The sequence below is a fragment of the Actinoplanes sp. 13 genome, assembly GCF_056134165.1.
Genome location: NZ_JBVYOQ010000014.1, coordinates 158,651 through 173,389 on the forward strand (window position 1 = coordinate 158,651; position 14,739 = coordinate 173,389).

Genomic DNA, 14,739 nt, shown 5'->3' on the forward strand with positions numbered 1-14,739 from the left:
CCATGCTACGTCGAGGTCAGGAGTGGTCCTCGTCCCACTCCATACGCGCCCGCTTCTCCCGGCGGTGCGCGGCCTCGTCCAGCTCGTCGGCCAGCCGGGTCAGCTCCGAACGAAGGAAATCCCTGGTGGCGACATCGCCCAGCGCGATGCGCAGCGCGGCGATCTCCCGCGTCAGGAACTCGGTGTCCGCCTTCTGCATGGCGGCGCGGCGGCGGTCCTCCTCCATCGCCAGCCGGTCCCGGTCGGTCTGCCGGTTCTGCGCCAGCAGGATCAGCGGAGCGGCGTAGGACGCCTGCAACGACAGGATCAACGTCAGGAACGTGAAGGTGTACGGGTCGAAGCGCAGTTTCTCCGGCGCCAGCGTGTTCCACAGGAACCAGGCCGCGATGATCACGGTCATGTAGACGATGAACTTCGCCGTACCCATGTACCGCGCGATGCTCTCCGACCACCGGCCGAAGGCCTCCGGGTCGAACCTGGGCAGCTGCATGCGCCCCGGGTCGCGGGGCTGGTCCAGGCGGTTCGGCCGACTGTCGCTCATGACGCGGCCTGCTCCTCGTCGGAGTTGTCCCGGTCACGCCAGTCCCGGGGCAGCGAATGGTCCAGCACGTCGTCGACGGTCACCGCGCCGAGCAGGCGGTGCGCCGAGTCGACCACCGGGATCGCGATCAGGTCGTACGTCGCCATCCGCCGAATGATCTCGGTGAGCCCGGTGTCGGTGCGCAACGGCTCCAGGTCGGAGTCGACCAGCCCGCCGACCATGCTCGCCGGGGGCTCCCGGAGCAGCCGCTGGAAGTGAACCATACCCAGGTACTTCCCGGTCGGCGTGGCGGCCGGGGCCCGGGCGACGAAGACCTGGGCGGCGACCACCGGGGAGAGTTCCGGCTCCCGGATCCGGGCCAGCGCCTCCGCGACCGAGGTGTCCGGCGTGAGGATCACCGGCTCCGAGGTCATCACACTGCCCGCGGTGCCCGGCCGGTAATCCATCAGCTGCCGGACCGGCGCGGCCTCCTCCGGCTCCATCAGGTCGAGCAGCACCGCCTGCTCCGCCTTCGGCAGCTCGGCGAGCAGGTCCGCGGCATCGTCCGGGTCCATCCGCTCCAGCACGTCGGCGGCCCGCTCCCGGTCCAGCGCGACCAGGATCTCCACCTGATCGTGCTCGGGCAGCTCCTCCAGCACGTCGGCCAGCCGCCGGTCGTCGAGGGCGGCCGCCACCTCGTTGCGCCGTGCGTCCGGCAGGTCCTGCAGCGCGTTCGCCATGTCGGCCGGTCGCATCTGGTCGAGCAGCGCGATCAGGTTCGAGGTGCCCTGCGTGTCGGTCGGCCCGATCAGGCCGCGGGTCCGGTCGTACTCCGCCTGAAAGACGTGCCCGCGCCGGGCGAGCCGGCCGGTGTGCTCGCGAACCGCCACCCGGGTGATGATCCACTCGGTCCGGCGGTTCTGCTCCATCCCGATGTCCACCACCGTGCCGATGTGCTCCGAGCCGTCCTCGTTCTCCGGCAGCACGGTGACCCGGCGGTCCAGGAGATCCTCCAGCACCAGCAGCTCGTTCGGCCGTTTCTCGAACCGGCGCAGGTTCAGCGTCCCCGTGCTGAGCAACACCGCCTCCGCGTCCATGCTGGTCACCCGCCCGATCGGCAGGAAGATCCGGCGGCGCAGAGCCATCTCGGCAACCAGGCCGACGACCTGCGGCGGCCGGTTCGTGGTGCGCAGCCGGACCACCGCGTCACGCACCCGCCCGACACGGTCGCCGTTGGGGTCGAACACCGGCAGGCCGGGCAGGCGGGCCAGATAAACCCTCGTCCCCATGGTCACGCCCTCAGATTAGGTTAGGGTCCGCACATGTCCACCGTGGCCTACGAGATCGTCGACGTGTTCACCGATCGGCCGTTCGCCGGAAATCCCCTTGCCGTGGTGTACGACGCCGATCATCTCGGCGCCGATCAGATGCAGACGCTCGCCCGCGAGTTCAACCTCGCGGAGACAGTTTTCATCCTTCCGCCGACGGTTCCGGGCGCCACCTACCGGGCGCGGATCTTCACCACCGAGGCCGAGTTGCCGTTCGCCGGGCACCCGAGCGTGGGCGCCGCGGTCACCTCGATGCGGCGCGGGCTCTTCCCGGCCGGGCCGGTGGTGCAGGAGTGCGGCGCGGGCCTGCTGCCGATCGAGGTCACCCCCGCGGGCGCGGCCACGGTCACCGGCGGGACGCCACGGCTGGGCGAGCCGGTCGCCGCGGAACCGCTGCTCGACATGCTCGGCCTGACGGCCTCGGACTTCGCCGGCGGCGGGCCTGCTGCCCCACGTCCGGCAGGGTGCGGTCTGGACTGGGTTCTTCTGCCGGTACGCCGGGACGCGCTCAACCGCATCAAACTCGACACGGCCGCCGCGGCCACGATCGGCGTCACCGACATCAGCGTGTTCGCCTGGGCCGACGGGGAGGCGCACGCTCGCGTCTTCGTCCCCGGTACGGCCGTCTGGGAAGATCCGGCCACCGGCTCGGCCGCGCTGGGCCTCGGCGTGTGGCTGGTCGCGGCCGGCTGGCTCCCCGCCGACGGGACCTCGTCTTACCGGGTCCACCAGGGCGTGGAGATGAAGCGGCCGTCGCTGCTGGAGTGCACCGTGACCGCGTCAGCCGGCGTCGCCACCGCCGCCACCGTGGCCGGCCACGTCGTCCCGATCGCCGAGGGCCGGATAGCCGTCCCCCCGTTCATAGGCTGACCCCCACCCAGTGTGTGAAGTAGCGGCGCGTATCGAACCCGAAATCCCCACGCGCCGCGCGCGGCTGGAGTGTGTGAAGTTGGGGTGCGTATCGAACCCGAAATCCCCACGCGCCGCGCGCGGCTGGAGTGTGTGAAGTTGGGGTGCGGAGCGAACCCGAAATCCCCACGGTGAGGGGTGGGGTCAGCGCTTGCGGACCCGGTGCAGGCGGAACGGGCGGCGGGTCTCCACCCGGGCGGGAGTCTCCCGAGGTGGTTCGGCCGCCGACTCGGCCGGCAGCTCGGCGGCGCCGACCGCGGAGTCCGTGACAGGGGTCAACCGGACCACCACGCAGCCGTTCTCCACCCACCGCGCCATCAGGTCCTCGGCGGTGCCGGACGCGTTGAGGCGCTTGTTGGCGAGCTGCGGCGCGATCTCGTCCCACTCCGGGCTGCCCGGCAGCACCCGGGCCACGGCGGCGTCGGTCTGCACGATCGCCCCGCCGTGGTCGCCGCGCAGGCGCACACTGGCGCGGCCGGCCTGGGCGAGCCCCGGCGCGAACTGCTCACCCGGCCCGCTCACCACCGCCAGCGAGCTCTCCACCGGCATGCACCACAGCCCATATGCCGGTCCGCCGTCCACCGAGACCCAGGCGATCGACGCCTTCTTGATCGCCTCTTCCAGCACGCCAGCACTCACCCGGCCATCCTCGCACGCCTCCGCCGCCGATTCAGCCGTCAGGCACCGCACCGCCACGCACCGCTCAGCGTGTGAAGTTCGGGCTCGATATCGACCCCAAGTTCACACACTGGTCTGCCCGTGGTGGTGGGGCTGGCGGGCGCGTCGCGGGGCGGCCCAGGGAGGCTGCCCGCGTGGTGGGACGGGCGGGCACGTCGCGGGACTGTCCGGGGACAGTGTGATCTTGTTCGGGGCGTGCTCAGGCGTACCGGGCGAAGGAAGGCATCGGATCGACAAGCGCGAGCACCTCGGTGAGCGACCGCACCGTCCGGCCGGCGAAGTTGGTGTCCGCGTCGAAGACGAGGTGGTTGGCGAGGTCGGGCGCCGCCAGCCGGACCGGCGTCATACCGACCGCGGCCGCGCCGGTCAGCTCGTGGCTGCCGCCGTCGCCGACGTAGAGACAGTCCTCCGGGGCCACCTCCAGCGCGGCGCACGCCGCCTGGTAGATCTCCGGGTCGGGTTTGCAGACACCGAGCTCGACCGAGTAGATCTGAGCGTCGAGCAGCGGCGCCACCGGGAGGCCGGGCAGGAAGGCGGGGAGTTCGTGGGTGCAGTCGCTGACCACCGCGGTGCGCACCCCACGGTTACGGATCGCGGTGAGTGCGCTGACCACGTCCGGGCGCAGCTGGGTGTCCGCGCGCAGGGCGTCGACCCGGGCCGGCATCGCCGCCCGGATGGCGCTCGGCCGGGTGTCGCCGCCGGCCTGCTCGATCACCCAGCGCAAGGTCGCCTCCGCCGAGCCGAAACGGCCGCAGGCACGGGCCCGGAAGGTGCGGTCCAGGACGCCGACCAGCCTTTCCGGGTCGGCGCCGAGAGCCCGGGCGATGTCGGCATGCTGGGGCCCACGCTGCACAGAACGGGTAAGCGTGCCGAAGAAGTCAAACACCACCGCACGGAATGCGGGCACGTAAATCGGCCTCCACGGCATCGAGGGGTGAAAACGGCCCAGCGGCCGTCGGTGACTGTATCCACTCGGTCACTCTCCGCCAATAGAGGGCGACAAACTGTGACGCGCGACTGTGCAAGAAGCGACTGCCGGGGATGAATATGCGTTCACCGCACACAGTGCCGCCCGCCACAGCATTTGCCCTGCTGGTGGCCGTGGTGGCGGTCTCCTCCTCGGCGCCGCTGATCGCGTTCGCGGCGGCGCCGGCGCTGGCCGTGGCCTTCTGGCGCAACGGGATCGCCGCCGTCGCGCTCACCCCGGTCGCGTTGACCAGGCGGCGCACCGAGGTGCGGGAGGTCCTGCGCAGCCGGGTGGGCCTGTTCTGCGTGCTGTCGGGCCTCGCGCTGGCCGCGCACTTCGCGACCTGGATGCCCAGTGTGCAGCTCGGCTCGGTGGCGACCGCGACGGCGTTGGTGGCCACACAGCCGGTCTGGCAGGGCCTGATCGCGGCGGTGCAGGGCCGGCGCCCGTCCACGGCCGGCTGGATCGGCATCGGGCTGGCGGTGGCCGGCGCGGCCTGGGCCACCGGGGTCGACATCGGGGTCTCCGCGCAGGCCGTCTGGGCGGACGTCCTGGCTCTGCTCGGAGGGATCTTCGCCGCCGTCTACACCGCGTTCGGGGAGCGGGCCCGGGCGACGCTGAGCACGACGACGTACACCTGGATCTGCTACGGCGTCTGTGCCCTCGTGCTGGTCGTCGTCTGCCTCGTCGGGGGAGTGGACCTGAGCGGTTACGACGGGCAGACGTGGGCGGCGATCCTCGCGCTCGTGGTCGGCGCGCAGCTGCTGGGGCACTCGATGTTCAACTACGCGCTGCAGCACACCTCGGCGACGACGGTCAGCGTGCTGATCCTGCTGGAGGTGCCCGGCGCGGCCCTGCTCGCCTGGGTGTGGCTGGGCCAGACGCCCCGGATGGAGTCGTTGCCCGGCTTGGTGCTGCTGGTGCTCGGCGTCGCGGTGGTGATCGTCGGCACCACCCGGAGCGCGCGCCTCGTCCCGGCGGCCGCTGACGCCTCCATCTCGCCGTAAACCTGCTCTTTACGGCGAATTCCTCCCGTAATTGACACTCCTGCCCGTACGGCGCGAGACCGTCTCGATGGCCGCGGCCGTCACCCGCGGCGCGGTACCGCTCGTTGCACCTGCAACCGGCCGGCCACGGTGATCTAAGGGGAGATGGATGCGACGGGATCGGGTGGCCGGACTGCTGGCCGTGGCGGCTCTCACCCTGGGCGGATGCGCGGAGATCGTCGGCGCGGCCGCTCCGGACCGGGCGCCGCTGACCGGCGGCTGGCGCACCGCCGGATGCGAGTTCCGCCGGGCGCCCCAGTACACCGTCACCGGCGGTGCCCGGACGACGATCACCCCGGCGCGGCTCGGCGCGGCCATGGAACGGATCGAGCGGGGCGGGCGGGAGCGGTTCGCCGCCAGCTTCGCCGGCATCGAGGTCGACCAGCTGCGGGTACGAGCCATCGTGTACCGCGTTCCGTCAGCCGGATTCGACGACTTCGTCCGGCACAGTGCCGAGGACACCTGCATCGTGGTGCGCGACGCCGCGCACGCCGTGGAAGAACTCGGCACGTGGCATGACCGGGTGGTCGCCGACCTGCCGTACTGGACCAGCCGTGACCTGCGCATCGTCACCGTGGGAACCCGTCACGACGGCGTCGGCGTGGAGATCGGCACCCGCGACTTCGACCGCGCCCGCCGCGAGCTCCCCGCCCGTTACGGCTCGGCGGCCCCGCTGGTCTTCGTCGAGGAGGGTCCGGTCACGCCACGGACGAGCGGCCGCCCGGTGGTGCCCGAGTCCGGCGGGTGACCGCGCCCATGTCGGAAAGCCGTCATCAGCCGCCCGTACCGGGTACGCCACAGTGAGGCGATGTTTGCCCCTCCCCCGGCGAGCGGGCAGGATCGCCGCATGGTCTTCGACGCACGTTCCGCCGGGGGCAGCCCCTCCCGGCGTGACGCCACCCGCCCCGCAGACGGCCGACCACCCAATTCGGGCGCTCCCGGGTCCGACCCGGAACGCTTCGACCAGCCGGATATGTTGGAAGTCGTGGAAGCGGAGATCGAAGGAAGCGGCGAAGCCCCGATCACGATGCGCCTGGACGGCAAGGTCGCCCTTGTCACCGGCGCCGGGAGTCCCGACGGCATCGGCTATGCGACGGCCCGGCGGCTGCGCAACCTCGGCGCCCGGGTGGCGATCGTGTCGACCACCCGCCGGATTCACGAGCGGGCCTCCGAACTCGGTGTGACCGGCTTCGTGGCCGACCTCACCGACGAGTCCGAGGTCGGCGCGCTCGCCGACGCGGTCGCGGACCAGCTCGGCGACGTCGAGGTGCTGGTCAACAACGCCGGCCTGGCCAGCCGCACCAGTCCTGAGGTGCTGCGCCCGGTCGCGCAGCTCACCCTGGACGAGTGGCGGGCCGAGATCGACCGGAACCTGAGCACCGCTTTCCTGTGCAGCCGCGCTTTCGTCGGCGGCATGTCGGAGCGCGGCTGGGGCCGGATCGTCAACCTGGCGGCCACCGCGGGGCCGGTCAACGCCCTGCCCACCGAGGCGGCGTACGCGGCGGCCAAGTCCGGCGTCGTCGGCCTGACCCGGGCTCTCGCGATGGAGCTGGTGGCCGACGGCGTCAACGTGAACTGCGTGGCACCCGGCACCATCTACACGGCGGCCTCCACGGTCACCGAGATCAAGCAGGGCCTCGGCACCCCGATCGGCCGTCCCGGCACGCCGGATGAGGTCGCCGCCGCCATCGCCTTCCTCTGCTCGCCAGCCGCTTCCTACATCACCGGCCAGATGCTGGTGGTGGACGGCGGTAACAGCGTCCGCGAGGCCCAGTTCCGCTGAGCCGAGCCCGGTCCGCGAGCCGGACACGTAGCCGGCGTGCCGCCCCGATACCGGGGTGGCACGCCGCTCCCGTTCCAGGGGCGCGAGCCAGGGCACTCGTTCCGGCGGTTCGGGCTGCAGCTACCGTTCCGGGGTGTGGGTCGCCGGGGGCTCAGCGCAGCTTCGTGAGCTGCCCGACCGCGCGCTCGACAGCCATGCAGCGGTCCTCGACGTACTCCATGCCGGCCTCTTCGGCGATCCGCCGTGCCTGCGCCGAGACGATGCCGCTCTGCAACCACACCGCCGGGGCCTTGATCGCTGCGGCCTGCCGCACGATCTCCACCGCGTCCGCCGCCGGCCGGAAGATGTTGACCAGGTCGACCGGCTCGCCGATGTCCGCGAGCGTCGGCACCGTCTTCACACCGAACACCTCGTCCGCGAACGGGTTCACCGGAATGATCCGCCACCCGTGCCGCAGGATCTGCAGAGGCACCGTGTGCGACGGCTTGTAGGGCTCCCGCGACGCTCCCACGACGGCGATGACGTTCGCTTCCGCCAAGATCTGCTGAGCGCTCCGCATCCCCCAACACTATCCGCGCCCACCATGATCCACGACGCGGTCGCCAAGCTCACCGAGCCCCGAGCCCGAGCCCGAGCCCCAAGCCTCGATCCGTGATCCCTGAGCCCTGAGCGCTGAGCGCTGCAGCCCGCTGCAGCCCGCTGCAGCCCACCGCAGCCCGCTGCAGCCCACCGCAGCCCGCTGCTGCTCGCCGCAGCCCGCGGCGGCATGCGGAGGTATGCGCGGCCCCCCGGTTCGCGCATACCTCCGCACCGCCTCGGCCCCGGTCAAGCAGCCGCACCCACCGGGGCAGAGTCGAAAGCCTTGCTGGGAGGCGTGGATCAGAGAAGTGTGAGCTGATCCCCGGAGGCCCGCTTCGACTGCGCGGACCGCTCCGCACCCGAGCCCTCCGGGCCGGGCGTGGGCCGCTTCGCGCCCCGGCCCTCCGCCTCGGGCGCAGGCCGCTTGGCATCCCGGCCTTCCGCGTCGGTGACCCGGCGTGCCTCGGCGGGTTGCTGCCGGTGCAGGCCGTGCCGGCGGGCCGCCATGCGCACCCGGGCGCCGATCTCGTCCTGGTAGGCCCGGGGCGAGTAGGACCCGTTGCCGAACAGCTCCCTGTATCGCGGGCGCAGCTCGGGGTAGGACTGGCCGATCCACTTCGCGTACCACTCGCGGGCGCCGGGCCGCAGGTGCAGCGCGAGCGGCGTGACGCTGGTGGCCCCGGCGCGGGCGATGGCGGCCACCGTCTCGTCGATGGACTCCTCGGTGTCGGTGAGGCCGGGCAGGATCGGCGCCATCAGGACGTTGACCGGGAGTCCCGCGTCGGTGAGCCGGCGGACCGCGTCGAGCCGGCGGCGTGGGCTGGGCGTGCCGGGCTCGGCGGAGCGCCACACGGTCTCGTCGAGGAAGCCCACCGAGAAGGACAGGCCGACGCTTGTCACCTCGGCCGCCTGCAGGAGAAGGTCGAGATCGCGCAGGATCAGCGTGCCCTTGGTGAGGATGGAGAACGGGTTCGCGTGGTCGCGCAGCGCCGCCAGGATCTCCGGCATCAACCGGTATCGCCCCTCGGCGCGCTGGTAGACGTCGACGTTGGTGCCCATCGCGATCGCCGCCCCGGACCAGCGCGGGTTCGCCAGCTCCCGGCGGATCAGCTCGCCGGCGTTCACCTTGACCACGATCTGGGTGTCGAAGTCGTTGCCGGAGTCGAGGTCGAGGTAGGTGTGCGTGTTGCGGGCGAAGCAGTTGTGGCTGACCACCCCGTCGGCGATGAAGTCGCCGGTGCCGGTGGAGATGTCGAAGAGCGGCAGCGTGAGCCCGAGGTCCTCGATGTCGGCGACGGCCAGCCGCCGGGCGGTGCGCACGCCCACCCCGGACGCGTCGAGCGGGTCCAGGGCGGCGCCGGTGGCGTGCCGGAACCGCAGCGCGGCCTCCAGATGCCGCTCCGTCTCGACCCGCCCGAGCGGCAGTGGCCCGTCCTGGTCGAGCCGGGACCGGGGACGGGAGCGGGCCGAGGCGAAGGTCCGCGTGGTGGCCGGGTTGCGTGCGGCCAGCCCGAGGCGGGTGAGAGCTTCGGTGACCCGCCGCAGATAGGCCTGGTCGACGCTCTCGAAGACGACGGCCAGCCGGTCGGTGCGGCCGACCGCGCCGAACGCTCCGGCGAGGAAGCCTCGGCTCCAGTCGGCGGTCGGCTGCTCCGGCCAGCGCAGCGCGTCGGTGAGCGAGACGTCGTCGAGGTAGCCGTCGGCCCGGATCCAGGCGTCACCCTCCCGGGCCGCGCCGCTGCCGGCCGCGTCGCCGCGCAGCAGGCCGCAGAGGAAGCCGGCCTGATAGTCGGGGGATTCCTTGGGCGGCTCGGCGAAGTGGCCGACGCCGAACATCAGGTCGCCGACGGCGAGCGCCGGCAGATGCGGCTCGGTCGGGCTGACGTGCCGCCAGCCGCGGTCGGTGAGGAAGCGGTGGTCGCCGCTGGAGACCAGCCTGGTGCCGTCGGTCAGGGTGACCCGGAACGCGGGCTTGCTCGTCGCCCAGTGGTCCAGCACCGTGGTCGGCACGTAACGCCGGTGTGCGCCGGCGCCCATCGTGCCCATCACCGTGTCGCCGGGGCGGATCTGCGCGAGCCGCCGGGTGGAGCCGTCGGCGAGCAGGATCGGCGTGTCACCGGCAAGGCAGTAGGTGCACGCGTGCGAGCAACCGCGATAGGGGTTGACGGTCCACTCGAATGGCACGCGCGAGGTGCCGGGCACCCGGTTGATCAGCGATTTAGCCCGCACCTCGTAGAACGTCATCCCGGCGAAGCCGGGCGTCGAGAAGGTGCGGACGGTCGCGCCGGGCAGCGCCAACGGCAGGGGTGGAGCCGCCGGCGCTGCCCTGTCCGGGAGCGAGCCGTCGTCGGCGCGAGCCGACAGGGTGGACCATCGCATGGCGAGTATTCGAACACACGTTCTAGATCATGTCCATCGCCCTCGCCGACTCACCCGAAGAACATCCGCGTCCGGCGGGCGGACCCGAGAGGTGCCGGGCGCGCGTACCGAAAAGGGCCCGTGGACCATGAGGTCCCCGGGCCCTTCTCGAACTCGAAGTGTCAGCTGCGGCCGGCGGCCGCGGTCTGCTCGACCTTCTCCGCCGTCGGCTCGTCCTCGACCGGAGTCTCGGACTTCTCCGCGGCCGTTTCGGTCTTGGCCGTCGCCCCGGCGTCGGCCTGAGCCTCGGTGGGCTCGCTGTGCGCGGCCTTGCGGTGGGCCGCCATCTGCTCGCGAACCTCGTCCATGTCGAGTTCCTCGACCTTCTCGATCAGGCTCTCGAGCGCCGACTCGGGGAGGGCGCCCGGCTGTGAGAAGACCACCACGCCGTCGCGAACGGCCATGATCGTCGGGATGGACCGGATGTCGAACTTGGCGGCAAGGGCCTGCTCGGCCTCGGTGTCGACCTTCCCGAACGTGATGTCCGGGTGCTTCTCCGAGGAGCGCTCGTAGGTCGGCGCGAACCGTACGCAGGGCCCGCACCAGCTGGCCCAGAAGTCGACCAGGACGATGCCGTCCTTGCCGGTGACCTCGTCGAAGTTCGCTGTGGTCAGCGCAACCGTCGCCATGATGCCTCCGTCTGCGGGAATCGCTTTCGTCCGGTGAAACCTCTGTTACCCACCCACCATTCCCGCTGCGGGCACCTCGACACGTGTCGTGGGGCACCTTCGGGTCAGACCGGCTCGAAAGCCGGGGGCAACTCATGGTAACCGAAGGTAGGCGCAGAGTGTCCGTTTGCTGACAGCGGGGATAGGCGAGTCCCGCCCGGCATCTCGGGATGTAGGCGATTTGTCCATCCGCCCCACCACTGTTGGGAGCGTGCCCATGCCGGTTTATTAACAGTAAACAAACCTAAATGTGAGCTGTGTCACATCTGAAAGACCTTCACATGGATACGGACGGTAAGGCAGACTCTGAACTCAACAGAGCGTGGGCGGCGGGTGCCGGGGAGGGCCCCGCCGCTCATTGCGTCTCCTGCCGGTCCTGAGGCCACCGGGTGACTCCGGGTCGAGCCGGGCCGGATGAGTAGCCTAACGCCCCATGACGGCGGGCGGTGAAGATTCAGCAGAGGTCGGCGTGGGGCCGTGGCCGGGCGAGTGGCCGGCCGGCGACCATTACGATCCTGAGCTGCTGCGCGACGGCGATCGGCGCAACGTGGTCGACCGGTACAGGTACTGGCGCCGGGAGGCGGTGGTCGCGGATCTCGACGCGCGCCGGCACGGCTTCCACGTCGCCATCGAGAACTGGCAGCACGACTTCAACATCGGCACCGTGGTGCGCAACGCCAACGCCTTCCTCGCCGCCGAGGTGCACATCGTGGGGCAGCGCCGGTGGAACCGCCGGGGTGCGATGGTCACGGATCGTTATCAACATGTGCGGCACCACCCGACCATCGAGGAGTTCGTCGGCTGGGCCGCCGCGGAGCACCTTCCGGTCATCGGTATCGACAATCTGCCCGGTTCCCGCCCGATGGAGACTGTCACCCTGCCGCGGCGCTGCGTGCTCCTTTTCGGTCAGGAGGGGCCGGGGCTGTCGGATCCGGCCAGGGCTGCCTGCGCCGAGTTGTTCTCGATCGCGCAGTACGGCTCCACCCGGTCGATCAACGCCGGGGTCGCCAGCGGCATCGCGATGCACGCCTGGATCCGGGCCCATGCCGGTGCGCCACCGGACTGAGGCACGGGGACCCCACCGGTCCCGTGTTCTGCCGATCCGCTTGACGGCGGCTCCCGGGACCAGCACGGTATGAAGTGTGGGTGTCACGGTGAGCTGCCCCAGATGCGCTGCTCAGGTTCGCAGGCCGGACCTGATGCACAGCAACTGGCGGTGCGACAGCTGTGGCGACGTTCCGCCGTTCCACGTCGCTGAGCACATCAGCGCGGAGATCGTCGGGGCGGTGCTGCGGGAGTCGGCGTCGAGCGCGGAGCGTACGCCGCTCTGGTGCCCCTGGCCGCTGCCTCCCGGATGGATGGTCACCGGGGTCGCCTGGTCGGGCGACGACCGCTTCGGCGTACGAGCGACGGCCCTCGCCTGCAGCGGTCCCGATCCGCTCGCCGGCGGCCCGGCGGATCTCGTCCTGATCGCCGAGCATCCCGGCGTCGGGCTGGGCACGCGGTTCGCCGGCATCCCGGGCATCGACCCCGGCCATCTGCTCTCCGAGGCGCTCGCCGAGCGGGGCCAGCACGCCGGTCCACACGCGAAGATCAAAGCGGCCGGCCATCCCACTCCACTGTGGTGTGTGAAGTCACCGGAAGATCGAAGCGCCTACGTGAGTGAGGCAAAAGGAATGTGGCTCTATGCGGTAGCGTGGCCCGCAAGCGCGGGCTATCTCCTCGCGGAGCACGTCGTCCTGCACGACCTGTCCGAAGGGGTGCCGCCCGAGCTCGTGTTCGGGGCGCCGTCGCCCTATCTGCACGGTCGCGCCTAACTCTCTCGAGTGTGACCTGCAGAGATGGCAATCGGCTTTCCGGGCACTTTGTTCACACGAAGCGACGAAGCTGATACCGTCAGTACTGCCGCGGCGCTGAACGTCACCCGCACCGGAGGAGAAGGCCCGCCATGATCAAGAAGGTCCTCACCTGGCTTGGTATTGCATTCTTGATCTTCTTCATCGCCTTCAACCCGAGATCCGCCGCGGCGGTCTTCGAGTCACTCGGAGGCACGATCGCCGACATCGCACGAGGCTTCGGCACGTTCTTCACCGACCTCGTCGCATAGCATCGCCACATGGATCCTGGTGAGCCGCGCGACCCGCGAGGTGAGGGTGCTGGCCGCCCTCGGGATGACGATGAGAGCTTCGGGTGGAAAGACCCGGCCGCCTTCGACGACGATCCTGACTACCCGCGCGATCCCTATGGGGACGATGCGGCGTACGCACGTGGCCAACGCCGCGAGGTGTACGACGAACCGGATCAGTACGAGGCGCCCAGCTTCACCGAGGAGGAGCTGGAAGGTCTCGACCGGGGCGGCGGCCCGCGCCGGTTCCTCCCGCTGGAGGACGAGCCGACCACGCTGGTCGCCCGCTATCTCTTCCCGACCGAGCGCTACCGCGGCGAGTGGAAGAGACATTGGATCCACCTCTCCGGCCCGCTCGGCATCGGCGCCGGCGCCACCCTCGCGCTCGGATACCTCGCCGGCTTCCTGACCCGGCAGAACGTCGACGGTCTCGTCACCGTCGCGGTGCTGATCTGGCTCGGCGTGATCAGCTGGGTCGCGTGGAAGGTCTTCGACTGGTACTTCGACCGCTTCATCCTCACCAACAAGCGCGTGATGGTGGTCAACGGCATCATCACGCGGAAGGTGGCGATGATGCCGCTGCTGCGGGTCACCGACATGAAGTACGAGCAGTCCGCCCTCGGCCGGATGCTGAGTTACGGCACGTTCGTGCTCGAGTCGGCCGGCCAGGACCAGGCGCTGCGCGAGGTCAAGCACCTGCCCAACCCGAACGAGCTCTACCTCCGCGTGGTCGAGGAGATGTACGAGCCGCAGGCCGTCGAGGCCCGGCTGGGCAAGGACGACGAGGGAGAAGACGCCTGACCGGGAGCCCGGCGGTAGCGTGATCGCGGTGACCAGAATCGACCTGCACTGCCACTCGACCGCCAGCGACGGCACGTTGACCCCGGCCGAACTGGTGCGGGCGGGCGCCGCGGCCGGCCTGGACGTCATGGCGATCACCGACCACGACACGACCGGTGGCTGGGCCGAGGCCGAGGCGGCCCGGCCCGCGGGGCTGCGGCTGGTCCGTGGCGCCGAGCTGTCCTGCCGCTGGTTCGGCGCGCAGCCCGCCATCCCCCTGCATCTGCTGGCCTATCTGTTCGACCCGGCCGAGCCGAGACTCGCGGCCGACCTGGCGCGGCTGCGCGCGGACCGGGAGCAGCGGGCCGAGAAGATCGTGGCGAAGCTGCGGGCCGACGGTGTGCCGATCACCTGGCCCGAGGTGCACGGGTACGCGGCCGGTGGCTCGGTCGGCCGGCCGCACATCGCCCAGGCGCTGATCCGGGCGGGACTGGTCCGCACCACGGACGAGGCCTTCGCCTCCGCCTGGCTGGGCGCGCGTTACTTCGTACCCAAAAGTGATCTTGATGTTTTCGAGGCTGTCCGAGCGGTGCGTGCGGCCGGTGGGGTGGCGGTCTTCGCGCATCCGCGGGCGACCAAGCGCGGCCGGGTGGTGCCGGACGAGCTGATCGCCGACCTCGCGGACGAGGGTCTGTTCGGCCTGGAGGCCGACCACGAGGATCACTCGCCCGCCGAGCGGGCCGAGATCCGGTCCTTGGCGGATCGGCTCGGCCTCGTCGTCACCGGATCTTCGGATTTCCACGGCACGCACAAGACGGTCCGGCTCGGAGCTTTCACCACGGCTCCGGAGGCGTACGAGAAGGTCGTCTCGGCGGCGACCGGTGTGCCGGTGCTGGGGTGACGCTGGACGCACGAGCCTGCGGCGGCGAGGGGCCGGG

At 71.0% G+C, this 14,739-nt stretch carries 15 protein-coding genes and 1 pseudogene; 9 read left to right on the forward strand and 7 right to left on the reverse strand.

Going from position 1 to position 14,739, the window contains the following annotated elements; all coding sequences use genetic code 11:
* Positions 1-16 precede the first annotated feature (16 nt).
* Both AC0NH5_RS25670 and AC0NH5_RS25675 read right to left on the reverse strand, forming a co-directional pair.
* Positions 17-541, reverse strand: a complete 525-nt coding sequence (locus AC0NH5_RS25670; RefSeq protein WP_474408385.1) for a DUF1003 domain-containing protein — start codon at positions 539-541, stop codon at positions 17-19.
* Complete coding sequence (locus tag AC0NH5_RS25675) at positions 538-1,815, reverse strand: magnesium transporter MgtE N-terminal domain-containing protein (RefSeq protein ID WP_474408387.1); 1,278 nt, start codon at positions 1,813-1,815, stop codon at positions 538-540. Before AC0NH5_RS25675 ends, AC0NH5_RS25670 begins: the two co-directional genes overlap by 4 nt.
* A 27-nt stretch (positions 1,816-1,842) precedes the next feature.
* On the opposite strand from AC0NH5_RS25675, the gene AC0NH5_RS25680 reads away from it, so the two are divergent.
* Positions 1,843-2,718: a PhzF family phenazine biosynthesis protein gene (locus AC0NH5_RS25680; RefSeq protein WP_474408389.1), complete on the forward strand. Its 876-nt coding sequence runs from the start codon at positions 1,843-1,845 to the stop codon at positions 2,716-2,718.
* Between the two features lie 183 nt (positions 2,719-2,901).
* Here the strand turns inward: AC0NH5_RS25680 and AC0NH5_RS25685 are convergent, their stop codons facing one another.
* Positions 2,902-3,396, reverse strand: coding sequence for a hypothetical protein (locus AC0NH5_RS25685; protein WP_474408391.1), 495 nt, complete (start codon positions 3,394-3,396; stop codon positions 2,902-2,904).
* A 238-nt stretch (positions 3,397-3,634) separates the two neighbouring features.
* Complete coding sequence (locus AC0NH5_RS25690; protein ID WP_474408393.1) at positions 3,635-4,342, reverse strand: HAD family hydrolase; 708 nt, start codon at positions 4,340-4,342, stop codon at positions 3,635-3,637.
* 140 nt (positions 4,343-4,482) lie between these two features.
* Between AC0NH5_RS25690 and AC0NH5_RS25695 the strand changes: the two genes are divergently transcribed.
* The 3 genes from AC0NH5_RS25695 (at position 4,483) to AC0NH5_RS25705 (ending at position 7,231) form a co-directional block, all read left to right on the forward strand.
* Entirely contained in the window at positions 4,483-5,409 is a 927-nt protein-coding gene (locus tag AC0NH5_RS25695) for a DMT family transporter (RefSeq protein WP_474408396.1), read from the forward strand.
* 148 nt (positions 5,410-5,557) lie between these two features.
* Positions 5,558-6,196 (forward strand): hypothetical protein, encoded by a 639-nt coding sequence (locus tag AC0NH5_RS25700; RefSeq protein WP_474408397.1) that lies wholly within the window; start codon positions 5,558-5,560, stop codon positions 6,194-6,196.
* A gap of 225 nt (positions 6,197-6,421) precedes the next feature.
* Positions 6,422-7,231 (forward strand): SDR family NAD(P)-dependent oxidoreductase, encoded by an 810-nt coding sequence (locus AC0NH5_RS25705; protein ID WP_474408399.1) that lies wholly within the window; start codon positions 6,422-6,424, stop codon positions 7,229-7,231.
* Between the two features lie 151 nt (positions 7,232-7,382).
* On the opposite strand, the gene AC0NH5_RS25710 is transcribed toward AC0NH5_RS25705, so the two are convergent.
* The 3 genes and pseudogenes from AC0NH5_RS25710 to trxA all read right to left on the reverse strand — a co-directional run.
* Entirely contained in the window at positions 7,383-7,790 is a 408-nt protein-coding gene (locus AC0NH5_RS25710) for a CoA-binding protein (protein WP_474408402.1), read from the reverse strand.
* A gap of 320 nt (positions 7,791-8,110) precedes the next feature.
* On the reverse strand, positions 8,111-10,189 hold the full coding sequence (locus AC0NH5_RS25715) for an intein-containing Rv2578c family radical SAM protein (RefSeq protein ID WP_474408404.1): 2,079 nt from the start codon (positions 10,187-10,189) through the stop codon (positions 8,111-8,113).
* A 314-nt stretch (positions 10,190-10,503) separates the two neighbouring features.
* Positions 10,504-10,857, reverse strand: a pseudogene (gene trxA / locus AC0NH5_RS25720) (thioredoxin); the annotation flags it as partial.
* A gap of 472 nt (positions 10,858-11,329) precedes the next feature.
* Between trxA and AC0NH5_RS25725 the strand changes: the two are divergent.
* From AC0NH5_RS25725 to AC0NH5_RS25745, 5 genes are all read left to right on the forward strand, one after another.
* Entirely contained in the window at positions 11,330-11,962 is a 633-nt protein-coding gene (locus tag AC0NH5_RS25725) for a TrmH family RNA methyltransferase (RefSeq protein WP_474408406.1), read from the forward strand.
* A gap of 88 nt (positions 11,963-12,050) precedes the next feature.
* Entirely contained in the window at positions 12,051-12,713 is a 663-nt protein-coding gene (locus AC0NH5_RS25730) for a DUF6758 family protein (RefSeq protein WP_474408408.1), read from the forward strand.
* Between the two features lie 131 nt (positions 12,714-12,844).
* Positions 12,845-13,003 carry a hypothetical protein gene (locus AC0NH5_RS25735; RefSeq protein WP_014447648.1) on the forward strand — a complete coding sequence of 53 codons (159 nt, stop codon included), beginning with the start codon at positions 12,845-12,847 and terminating at the stop codon, positions 13,001-13,003.
* Between the two features lie 9 nt (positions 13,004-13,012).
* Positions 13,013-13,822: a PH domain-containing protein gene (locus AC0NH5_RS25740; RefSeq protein WP_474408410.1), complete on the forward strand. Its 810-nt coding sequence runs from the start codon at positions 13,013-13,015 to the stop codon at positions 13,820-13,822.
* A gap of 19 nt (positions 13,823-13,841) precedes the next feature.
* Positions 13,842-14,702, forward strand: a complete 861-nt coding sequence (locus tag AC0NH5_RS25745) for a PHP domain-containing protein (protein WP_474408412.1) — start codon at positions 13,842-13,844, stop codon at positions 14,700-14,702.
* Positions 14,703-14,739: the final 37 nt, after the last annotated feature.

Coding starts and splice junctions, on each gene's coding strand:
- AC0NH5_RS25670 (WP_474408385.1), bottom strand. CDS start 541: ATGAGCGACAGTCGGCCGAACCGCCTGGACCAGCCCCGCGACCCGGGG.
- AC0NH5_RS25740 (WP_474408410.1), top strand. CDS start 13,013: ATGGATCCTGGTGAGCCGCGCGACCCGCGAGGTGAGGGTGCTGGCCGC.
- AC0NH5_RS25715 (WP_474408404.1), bottom strand. CDS start 10,189: ATGCGATGGTCCACCCTGTCGGCTCGCGCCGACGACGGCTCGCTCCCG.
- AC0NH5_RS25735 (WP_014447648.1), top strand. CDS start 12,845: ATGATCAAGAAGGTCCTCACCTGGCTTGGTATTGCATTCTTGATCTTC.
- AC0NH5_RS25680 (WP_474408389.1), top strand. CDS start 1,843: ATGTCCACCGTGGCCTACGAGATCGTCGACGTGTTCACCGATCGGCCG.
- AC0NH5_RS25705 (WP_474408399.1), top strand. CDS start 6,422: ATGTTGGAAGTCGTGGAAGCGGAGATCGAAGGAAGCGGCGAAGCCCCG.
- AC0NH5_RS25710 (WP_474408402.1), bottom strand. CDS start 7,790: ATGCGGAGCGCTCAGCAGATCTTGGCGGAAGCGAACGTCATCGCCGTC.
- AC0NH5_RS25700 (WP_474408397.1), top strand. CDS start 5,558: ATGCGACGGGATCGGGTGGCCGGACTGCTGGCCGTGGCGGCTCTCACC.
- AC0NH5_RS25725 (WP_474408406.1), top strand. CDS start 11,330: ATGACGGCGGGCGGTGAAGATTCAGCAGAGGTCGGCGTGGGGCCGTGG.
- AC0NH5_RS25695 (WP_474408396.1), top strand. CDS start 4,483: ATGCGTTCACCGCACACAGTGCCGCCCGCCACAGCATTTGCCCTGCTG.